General features: G+C 39.8%; 8 protein-coding genes and 2 pseudogenes. 6 read left to right on the forward strand and 4 right to left on the reverse strand.

Features of this window, described 5'->3' with window-relative positions:
- Positions 1-282: 282 nt before the first annotated feature.
- Positions 283-363: pseudogene (locus JFC07_RS13405) on the forward strand (transposase); the annotation flags it as partial.
- A gap of 48 nt (positions 364-411) precedes the next feature.
- Here JFC07_RS13405 and JFC07_RS12640 read toward each other — a convergent pair.
- Complete coding sequence (locus tag JFC07_RS12640) at positions 412-771, reverse strand: hypothetical protein (protein ID WP_227678333.1); 360 nt, start codon at positions 769-771, stop codon at positions 412-414.
- Positions 772-943: 172 nt separating this feature from the next.
- On the opposite strand from JFC07_RS12640, the gene JFC07_RS12645 reads away from it, so the two are divergent.
- The 5 genes from JFC07_RS12645 (at position 944) to JFC07_RS12665 (ending at position 6,532) form a co-directional block, all read left to right on the forward strand.
- Entirely contained in the window at positions 944-2,716 is a 1,773-nt protein-coding gene (locus JFC07_RS12645; RefSeq protein ID WP_068408286.1) for a potassium/proton antiporter, read from the forward strand.
- Between the two features lie 553 nt (positions 2,717-3,269).
- Positions 3,270-4,337 carry a DUF475 domain-containing protein gene (locus tag JFC07_RS12650; protein ID WP_198329190.1) on the forward strand — a complete coding sequence of 356 codons (1,068 nt, stop codon included), beginning with the start codon at positions 3,270-3,272 and terminating at the stop codon, positions 4,335-4,337.
- A gap of 196 nt (positions 4,338-4,533) precedes the next feature.
- Positions 4,534-5,055 carry a TIGR00645 family protein gene (locus JFC07_RS12655; RefSeq protein ID WP_198329192.1) on the forward strand — a complete coding sequence of 174 codons (522 nt, stop codon included), beginning with the start codon at positions 4,534-4,536 and terminating at the stop codon, positions 5,053-5,055.
- A 59-nt stretch (positions 5,056-5,114) separates the two neighbouring features.
- The gene (locus tag JFC07_RS12660; protein WP_198329191.1) at positions 5,115-6,038 is read left to right on the forward strand and encodes a DUF808 domain-containing protein; all 924 of its coding nucleotides are present in this window, start codon (positions 5,115-5,117) and stop codon (positions 6,036-6,038) included.
- A 56-nt stretch (positions 6,039-6,094) separates the two neighbouring features.
- Positions 6,095-6,532 carry an MgtC/SapB family protein gene (locus tag JFC07_RS12665; protein ID WP_193030764.1) on the forward strand — a complete coding sequence of 146 codons (438 nt, stop codon included), beginning with the start codon at positions 6,095-6,097 and terminating at the stop codon, positions 6,530-6,532.
- Between the two features lie 271 nt (positions 6,533-6,803).
- Here JFC07_RS12665 and JFC07_RS12670 read toward each other — a convergent pair whose 3' ends face one another.
- The 3 genes and pseudogenes from JFC07_RS12670 to JFC07_RS12680 form a co-directional block, all read right to left on the reverse strand.
- The gene (locus JFC07_RS12670; protein ID WP_102076412.1) at positions 6,804-7,283 is read right to left on the reverse strand and encodes an META domain-containing protein; all 480 of its coding nucleotides are present in this window, start codon (positions 7,281-7,283) and stop codon (positions 6,804-6,806) included.
- A gap of 26 nt (positions 7,284-7,309) precedes the next feature.
- Complete coding sequence (locus tag JFC07_RS12675; RefSeq protein ID WP_068408276.1) at positions 7,310-7,798, reverse strand: META domain-containing protein; 489 nt, start codon at positions 7,796-7,798, stop codon at positions 7,310-7,312.
- Between the two features lie 248 nt (positions 7,799-8,046).
- Positions 8,047-8,811: pseudogene (locus tag JFC07_RS12680) on the reverse strand (IS3 family transposase); the annotation flags it as partial.
- Positions 8,812-9,188 lie beyond the last annotated feature (377 nt).

Below are 9,188 nucleotides of genomic sequence, written 5' to 3' on the forward strand. Positions count from 1 at the left end.
AAACCACAAAAATATCCCAAAAAAAATACCAGTCAGCGTTAACTGACTGGCATTACCCTCTTATGGTTGGCTTTTTTTTATTAAAAATATGCTAATAATAGTACGCTTGAAGTGGTTTTACTGCTTTAGCCCATTTTAAATGGTCTATCAATGGGTTTGAAGGGTGAGTTAGCCGGTTCCGCTCGGGTATACCCCAACTGAACCAGTAATTTAATTCCAGATTGAAAAGCTTTTCCTAAAAATTGTGCAACTGCTTATAATTCAATAACAGGAGAATAAGCAATGACTACTCAATCCGATATTAAAAAACTGGCTGAGCAAATGGCCAGCATCATGAGCAGCTTAAAAAATTTCAGAAAAAGGTGTGATATTTAAGTATTATTTACTACAGCTCCATAGCTATACTGGAAGTTATTTAACCTGCGCTGTTTCTAATAAACTGCCATCTTTATCGAATAAGCAGTCGACGATAATGAGCGGGGCCGCATCCAAGTTATCTTCAGCATAGTAATGTGTTATGACTTCAAAGTTACCATTATTTAATCGTCTGTAGTCTGTGTTTTTTCGTTTAATGTCCATAGATTTAAAACCTTTAAGCATGGGCTGTACTGCTTTCTGGCACTTCGTTAGCAATGCAATCTTTGATGTTTTTTGAGCTTGTTCGAGTTCAGTGTTTCTTTTTTTATCAGATGGGTTACTGCCATTTTGAATCCAAATATAAAATGCTGCAAATGTAATAATAGACAGTCCTGTCAGTGTCTCTTTTTTCATAATATGACTCATTTAGCGAAAATATAATAAGATATTTACCAAAATACAAGCATACCTCAGTTATTCTTAAGGAGTATGTTAAAACAATAATTAACCGTTGAAAGCAATGGGTAAATGTTACTCCCGTTCTGGTTAAAACAGCTTAGTATTATAAAATAGGGCTTAATGAAACATGGATACCTTAAATATCGTGTATCTCGTAGGAGCAGTATTAATTTTCGCCAGTATCATGGCAAGTACGTTATCGGCGCGTTTGGGTGTTCCACTTTTGCTATTGTTTTTAGTCGTCGGGATGCTCGCTGGTGAAGAAGGTATCTTGGGTATTGAATTTTCTCAATATGCGATAGCCAATTTTGTCGGACAAGCAGCCCTAGCCTGTATTTTGTTAGATGGTGGGTTGCGCACCTCTGTTAAATCATTCCGAGTTGGCTTAAAACCAGCCATCACACTGGCCACTTGGGGCGTACTTGCGACAGTCATGATACTGGGTGTATTCGTCACATGGCTGCTGGATGTCGATTGGCGCTTTGGCTTATTACTGGCAGCAATCGTGGGTTCAACCGATGCGGCAGCGGTATTTTCACTGTTGCGTAATGGCGGTGTTAAATTAAATGATCGTGTCCAAGCCACGCTTGAATTAGAGTCGGGCGCCAACGACCCTTTAGCGATTCTGTTAGTCACTGGGTTGATTGCTTTAAATGTTGATCCTGCCGGACAGACAGCGTTAGGCTTCTTAGGCCTACTATTACAACAGCTTAGTTTTGGTTTAGGAATGGGCTTGTTCTTTGGTTATTTCCTATCTCGATTATTACCCAAGATACATTTGGCAGAAGGTATGTATGCCATTTTAATAATGTCGGCGGGTTTAGCAGTGTTTTCTGCCACTAACTTACTGGGCGGTAGTGGGTTTCTCGCGGTCTTTATCGCTGGTATTATGATTGGCAACCATAAGGTACGCTCAACTGAGCATGTCATGCGCGTGATGGACAGCTTTGCGTGGTTGTCGCAAGCGGTGTTATTCGTCGTATTGGGCCTATTGGTCACGCCATCGAACGTTCTTGAAGTTTGGCCTTATTCAGTGGCCATTGCTGCCTTTATGATTTTAGTGGCTCGTCCTATTGCAGTCTATACCAGTGTTTTACCGTTTAAATTTAAAAATAGAGAGATCGGCTTTATCTCTTGGGTCGGCTTACGTGGTGCAGTGCCCATTACCCTTGCCATGTTGCCAGTGATTGCAGGGGTAGACAATGCCTTTATGCTGTTTGATATCGCTTTTGGGGTGGTGGTCTTATCGTTGGTGTTACAAGGGACGACCATTCCTTTTATGGCCAATCTGTTTAAGGTGCGTATTCCTAACAATAAGGGCCCAAAAGAAGAGCATGAAGTGTGGGTGTCAGATAGAGCAAGTATTACGTTGTATGAATTTGAGGTAAAGTTAGGGGCGTTTGCAATTGGTCGTCATCCGAGGGATATATCTACGCGTATCAGCCCTGAAGGAATCCATGTTTTTGCCTTGGTGCGTGGTCAGCAAATCTTGGCAATTAATGAAAAGACTAAGCTCAAATTTGGCGATAGCGTATGGTATGCCATGAGTGGCGATTATGCCGATCAGATTGCGACTGTTTTTAATGACACTACGTTAGACCGTAGAGCCATCGATGATTTTTATGGCGATTGGATGCTATCGCCGAGTGTCAAACTTAAAGATGTGCCTTTCTTTACCGATAGGATGAAATTCGAATCTCTAGAAGATACCCTGAACACGAAAAATATGTGGGAACAAACGGTTGCTGAATATATTAAGGATAGCTTAAAGATGGCACCCGTAGCAGGCGATACGGTTGTGATTAATAAGGAGTGGTTATTAGTCATTAAAGAAGTTGATGACCAAGGAAGACTGAGAACGATTGGCCTAAAACAACTAGAGGGGTCAGCGGTGGCATAGTTTCTATCACTATTAGACAATTAATAGTCCTGCTAACATTGTCCATTCTAGGTAACTCATTAGCTCAAATTATAGTCTGTTTTACTGGTCTCGCTAGGGTATACCCAAAATAGCAAAATTTTATTTGTGAGAGGAATTCGCATTTTTCTAAGTAAGGCTAATACAGAAGCTAAACTACGTAGCATAATTCTATTTAATCAGTATCTTATGCTTAGGATTATTATTAAAATATAAGGTGTTTTTAATCGCCAAAGCATAAAAGATACAGTGACAATTCTACATAGAAGATTTTTCAAAAATACTTTATATTCTATTAAAAATCAGGTGGTGTGTCAAAAAGTATGCTGATTAAAATTTGAACAATTTTTAAAGCCTTGAAAGCCCTATAGAATCAGTAAACTTAGCATAGATTTTTTATTGACTTTTATAGCCAGCATACTTTTTAGAACACCACCAAAAATCACATAGGAAAGTGGCTTACGATAGCCACTTTTTTTATGCCTCATACTTTTAGTAGATACACTTAGCGTTACGCAACCAGACAGGATGTGTCATGAGAAATTTTTATTTAGACTTTATCTTTACCGCCATTGCATTAGCGATCGCGGCATGGTGGGGATATTCACATGGCGGGATGGGCGGTTTGATCGCAACCTTATCTATTACCGCTATTTTGGCCGTCATGGAAATCTCATTATCATTCGATAATGCGGTGGTTAATGCCTCAGTTCTGAAAGGCTGGGATGAATTTTGGAAAAAGATATTTTTAACCGTTGGTATTTTGATTGCTGTATTTGGGATGCGCTTGGTATTCCCTATTGTCATTGTCGCGGTAACTGCTGAGCTTGCTATGGTAGAGGTCATCAAACTGGCTTTGTATCAACCAGAAGAATACTCTGCCCGTTTAATGGCACACCATGCTGAAATCTCAGCCTTTGGTGGTATTTTCTTATTATTGGTGTTCTTAAACTTTATCTTTGACGATAAAGAAGTGCACTGGTTTAACTGGCTTGAAAGCCGTTTGGCAAAGCTTGGCAAAGTAGATGCCATGAGCGTCTTTGTGGCGCTTATCGTGTTGATGATTGCCGTATCATTTGCTGATCCTGAGCAATCCACTGCGGTCCTAATCGCTGGCGTTTGGGGTATCTTGGTATACCTTGGCGTACAAGTGGTCTCGGGTATGCTTGAAGGTGACCTCGAAGAAGATTTAGAAAACAAAGAAAATGGCTCGGGCGCAGCAGCGACCAGTGCGATTATGAAAGGCGGTATTATCGGCTTCTTATACCTAGAAGTCCTCGATGCCTCATTCAGTTTCGATGGCGTGATTGGCGCCTTTGCGATTACCAATGACGTTATCGTGATTATGCTTGGTCTGGCAATCGGTGCGATGTTCGTGCGTTCGATGACTATTTTCTTAGTCGATAAAGGCACGCTTGATGAGTTTGTCTATCTTGAACACGGCGCGCATTATGCCATCGGCGCTTTAGCCATTATCATGCTATTGTCGGTGAAATTCCATGTGCCAGAGCTTATTACGGGGCTGATCGGTATTGCCTTTATTGGTTGGGCGCTGCTTGCTTCACTGAAACATCGTAAGCAACAGGCAAAACTCACTGCTTAGAGTGTAAACAATGTAAAGCAAAAAATTATTATTTTAGAATATCGTTAATAACAGGTTATGCCAAATAATTGGTATAACCTTTTTTCTAACATGCATTGCTTTTTATTACCTAATAATAGACATCATATTCAAACATTTATATTGCCAACAACAAGAGACACAAATGCTGAACAAAGCTGAACAAAGCTGAACAAAGCTGAACAAAGCTGAACAAAGATTAGAAAAAACCATATTTAATAGTCGTTGGCTGCTAGCCCCTTTCTATTTGGGATTGGTGCTCGGTATCATTTTATTATTTATTAAGTTTTTTCAAGAGCTGTGGCATATGATTACCCATGTGTTCAGTGCATCTGAAGCCGATGTCATCGTTGGTACGTTGGCGCTTATCGACATGTCATTAGTCGCAAGTTTATTGCTCATCATCATATTTAGTGGTTATGAGATTTTTGTCTCAAAAATTGATACCGGAGATCATGAGGACCGCCCTGAATGGATGGGGAAAATCAATTTCTCTGGGCTAAAACTCAAAGTGATTGGTGCCATCGTTGCCATTTCTGCGATTGATCTTCTTAAATCATTTATGGATATACCTAAAGAGATGAGCGAAGGTGATGCTGATAGATTGATGTGGAAAGTGATTATCCATATGACGTTTGTACTGTCAGGCCTGTTATTTGCTTTGATGGATAAGATTGTCGGTGACACCAAAAAACATTAGAAAGACTTTAATAAAAAACCTATCAATTAATTTATATAAATAGACGCAAAGGAGCACACATGGCAGGGGCCAGTTTATTAACCTTGCTTGATGACATCAGTGTGATATTAGATGATGTGTCACTTATGACCAAGGTTGCCGTTAAAAAAACGGCGGGTGTATTGGGCGATGATCTAGCCCTTAATGCAGAGCAAGTTTCAGGTGTTAAAGCAGACCGTGAGCTGCCAGTAGTTTGGGCCGTTGCCAAAGGCTCATTCGTTAACAAGCTTATATTAGTGCCGTTAGCGTTGCTGATTAGTGCCATCTATCCGCCATTAGTCACGTTTTTATTGATGTGCGGAGGTGTCTATTTGGCTTATGAGGGTGCTGAAAAAATCATTCATAAGTTCTGGCCACATATCTTACCTCACGATGAAGAACAAATAGCCCGTCTACGTGCCAATGCTGATGAGACGATTGATTTGGTTGCTTTTGAAAAGGACAAAATCAAAGGTGCGGTGCGCACCGACTTTATTCTATCGGCTGAAATTATCGTAATTGCACTCGGCTCAGCAGTTGGAGCGACGCTTTTAGAGAAGAGCGTGATGCTGTCTATTATTGCCATTGGCATTACAGTAGGCGTTTATGGCTTAGTAGCGGGTATCGTTAAAATGGATGATTTAGGTCTTTACCTAATGAAACAGACGAACGGTGCAAAGCAGAAAATAGGTAGAATTTTATTATCTATGGCCCCTAAGCTGATGAAGTTTTTATCCATTGCTGGGACATTAGCAATGTTTCTAGTGGGCGGCGGTATTTTAGTGCATGGGATTGATTTTTTGCACCATGAAGTGGAAGACTTAGCGCACCTAACTGGCATATTTGAAAGTGTGACAACCATGCTCTTAAATGCGTTGGTAGGTTTATTCGTCGGTGTTATTGTCGTGGCTATCGTTACCATGATTGGTAAATTACGCAGTAATAAGTCATCTTCGACGCATTAAAAATATCGATAATTATCCTTGTTCATTTAACTTTCTTTTAAAGAGCGTAATAAGACATGTTTGAATTTGATTTGAGCTTAAAACTAATGGTGTATCACCTGATTCAATTAGGAATTGCTTTCATACTCTCCTTACCGATTGCGCTTAATCGTGAGATGAAAGATAAGGGTGCAGGACTTAGAACCTTTCCATTAGTCAGTATTGCCTCCTGTGCTTTCATGCTAGTAGCTGTCGATATTTATCATGGCTCCCAACCTGAAGCAAGGATAATGTATGCGATTATTACAGGTATGGGTTTCATCGGTGGTGGGGCGATTTTTAAAGGTGATAATACCGTAAAAGGCACGGCGACGGCTGCGAGTCTATGGAATACTGCTGCTATTGGTATCTCTGTTGCTTATGGACGTTATGAGATAGCGATCATCTTGTCAGTCGTTAATTTCTTAATTCTACAATTCTCAGAACCTTTCAAAGTGAAAGATAAGCTTGAATAATTATTATTCGTCTCGGTTTGTATACTCAACCTTACATTTTATAAGTTACACTGCTATGTACACTGATTTTATCTAAATAGATTTAGAATACTAATAGCAATATCTCACAGTCTAAGGTTCAAGTCCTCACTAGGGAACCGGACACATTTCAAAAATAACAATTATATAAGGTTTGTTAGACTAAATAGTAGTTTTGAGGTACCAAAATAACGTCCCACTAATTAATAGTGAGGCGTTATTTGTTTACAATTTACCAACTTATTTGACAGACTTACTTAGGAATAGCTTTAAAGCTAGCGACTTGATAGGCATTAGTAATGGTCAAGACAGGATAATTGTTGGCAATTATGCTTATGCTGTATTTACCTTTTACGGTGTCCACGACCGCTTTATCAAAACTTGCTTGTGGTTCTGGGCAAGGCATTCTGGTACTTCTTATATTGCCTACCTGTACGTTGCCATTCACAACTTTATAACCAGCAGCCATGTTATTACAAGTATTCAATAGGCTAACAAAATTATTACCGTTCTCATTCGTAAATTCTAGAATTAGTGGGTTGTTTAGATCAAAGAATAGCTGAGGAACTTTAACGTTATTAGTCCCTTTGGCATCAACCAACTGCCAATTATAGGATTGTAAGAGATTTGGTGTGATTGTCTGTTCAACTGGCGCTGTCACGCTAGGAGTGGTCTGGCAACCAGCAGTTAACGTACCTACCGCTAAAACACTTGCCATCATTACTTTAGTCATGTTTTTCGTATAAATGCCTGTAGTAGTTATTTAGAAATAGCTTTGAAATGAGCAACTTGATTAGCATTGGTAATGGTTAGAACAGGTAGATTTTTGCCAATTTCGCTTAAGCTATATTTACCTTGTACTGTTGCTAGTGTAGCAGTATCAAAACTAGCTTGTGGCTCAGGACATGCCATTAAGGTGCTGATACCATTTTGAATTTGGACGTTACCATCCACAATGCTGTATCCAGCGCTCATATTGTTACAGGTATTCATAAAAGCAACGCGGTTATCACCGTCAGCAGTCATGAAGTTTAAAATTAAAGGTTTCGCTGGATTGAAGAATAACTGAGTAACTTTGTCACCATCGCTACGATTGGCATCAATCAACTGCCAGTTATAGGCTTGTAGGGCATTTGATGTTACTGTTTGAGTAGTTGGAGTAGTCGTGCTAGGAGCATTTTGGCAACCAGCAGCCAACGTGCCTACTGCTAAAACACCCGCTATCATTATCTTAGTCATGTTCTTCATATAAGGCGCCTCTAATATACGAATTTGATACATTAGACGTCAGCATTATTGCAGAGGATAAGGATCGACAAAAGTAGAGATAACGATTTCAATACTATTTTTCTAAGGCGTTACATATGCATGATGTTTAACGAGATTTCTTCAAAGGTGTTTTTCATCCAGGTTGCAGCAGTATCGATATATAGTTCACAAAAAAATTAGAGTTTGGGTGAACCGCCGCGACTATATCAGAGGTTGATTTACTTGAGTCAGGCAGCGATGCCTGACAGGGTTAAATTATCATAATACCGCTTTTCAAACTCAAAGGGTGACACATAACCGATAGTGCTATGTAGACGCTTCATGTTGAACCAATCCACCCACTCAAGGGTTGCCAGTTCAACATCGTTCACACCAGTCCAGTTCTGCTTTAAATAATGAATCACCTCAGACTTGTACAGTCCATTGACCGTTTCAGCCAATGCATTGTCGTATAAATCGCCTGTTGTACCAACAGAAGCAATCACACCAGAGACCGTCATCTTATCGGTATAGCGAATAGATAAGTACTGAACCCCTCGATCACTGTGATGAATGACATCTTTGGGACTGTTTCTATCTGCTATTGCTTGGTTTAATGCCGCCATCACCATATCGGTATTCATCCGATTCGATACTTTCCAGTCCACAATAGCGCGAGCAAACACATCAATAATAAAAGCGGTATATACCCAATCGCTCAATGTCTTGATATAAGTAAAGTCTGCCACCCAGAGCTGGTTAGGGCGATGAGCGCTAAAGTTACGATTAACCAAGTCATCAGCACGCTTTTGATCATCACAGCTGTGAGTTGTTATTTTACCCTTACCGCGCTAGATATCTTGTAGGCCGTGCTGACTCATTAAACGCTCGACGGTACACCGAGCAACCTTTAACCCGTCAGCTTTCATCTGCTGCCATACTTTACACGTACCGTAACGGCATTTGCTGTCCTGCCAGATACGTTTAATCTTGCTGATGTAAAAGTCGTCATGCTGCTTCGATCAGCTTACGAACGGCGCGTTCTTTAATTTCAGGAGTGTAGGTTTGTCTTTTCATTGTCGTATTCTCTCAGAATGTTGAGCCTCCGAAAATCACGGGGCGGTTCAAGCCCAAGTTTTTATTATTAATAATTATTTTAGAATTAGATTGATACATCTAAGAAATTTTATGCTTTCTAAAAGCCGAAACTCTTTTAAAAATACAGTGTCAACTATAGGGTCTATCCTATATTACTATCGTTAAAAGCACTTTCTGATTGAAAGTCATTTATATTATTTTATTAAATATTTGGTGGTGTTCTAAAAAGTATGCTGACATCAGACATAGCCATAATTGACATAGAAGAATACCAAATCAAACACCTTAAAGT

The sequence above is a fragment of the Psychrobacter faecalis genome, from assembly GCF_016107575.1.
GTDB classification, from domain to species: Bacteria; Pseudomonadota; Gammaproteobacteria; order Pseudomonadales; family Moraxellaceae; genus Psychrobacter; species Psychrobacter faecalis.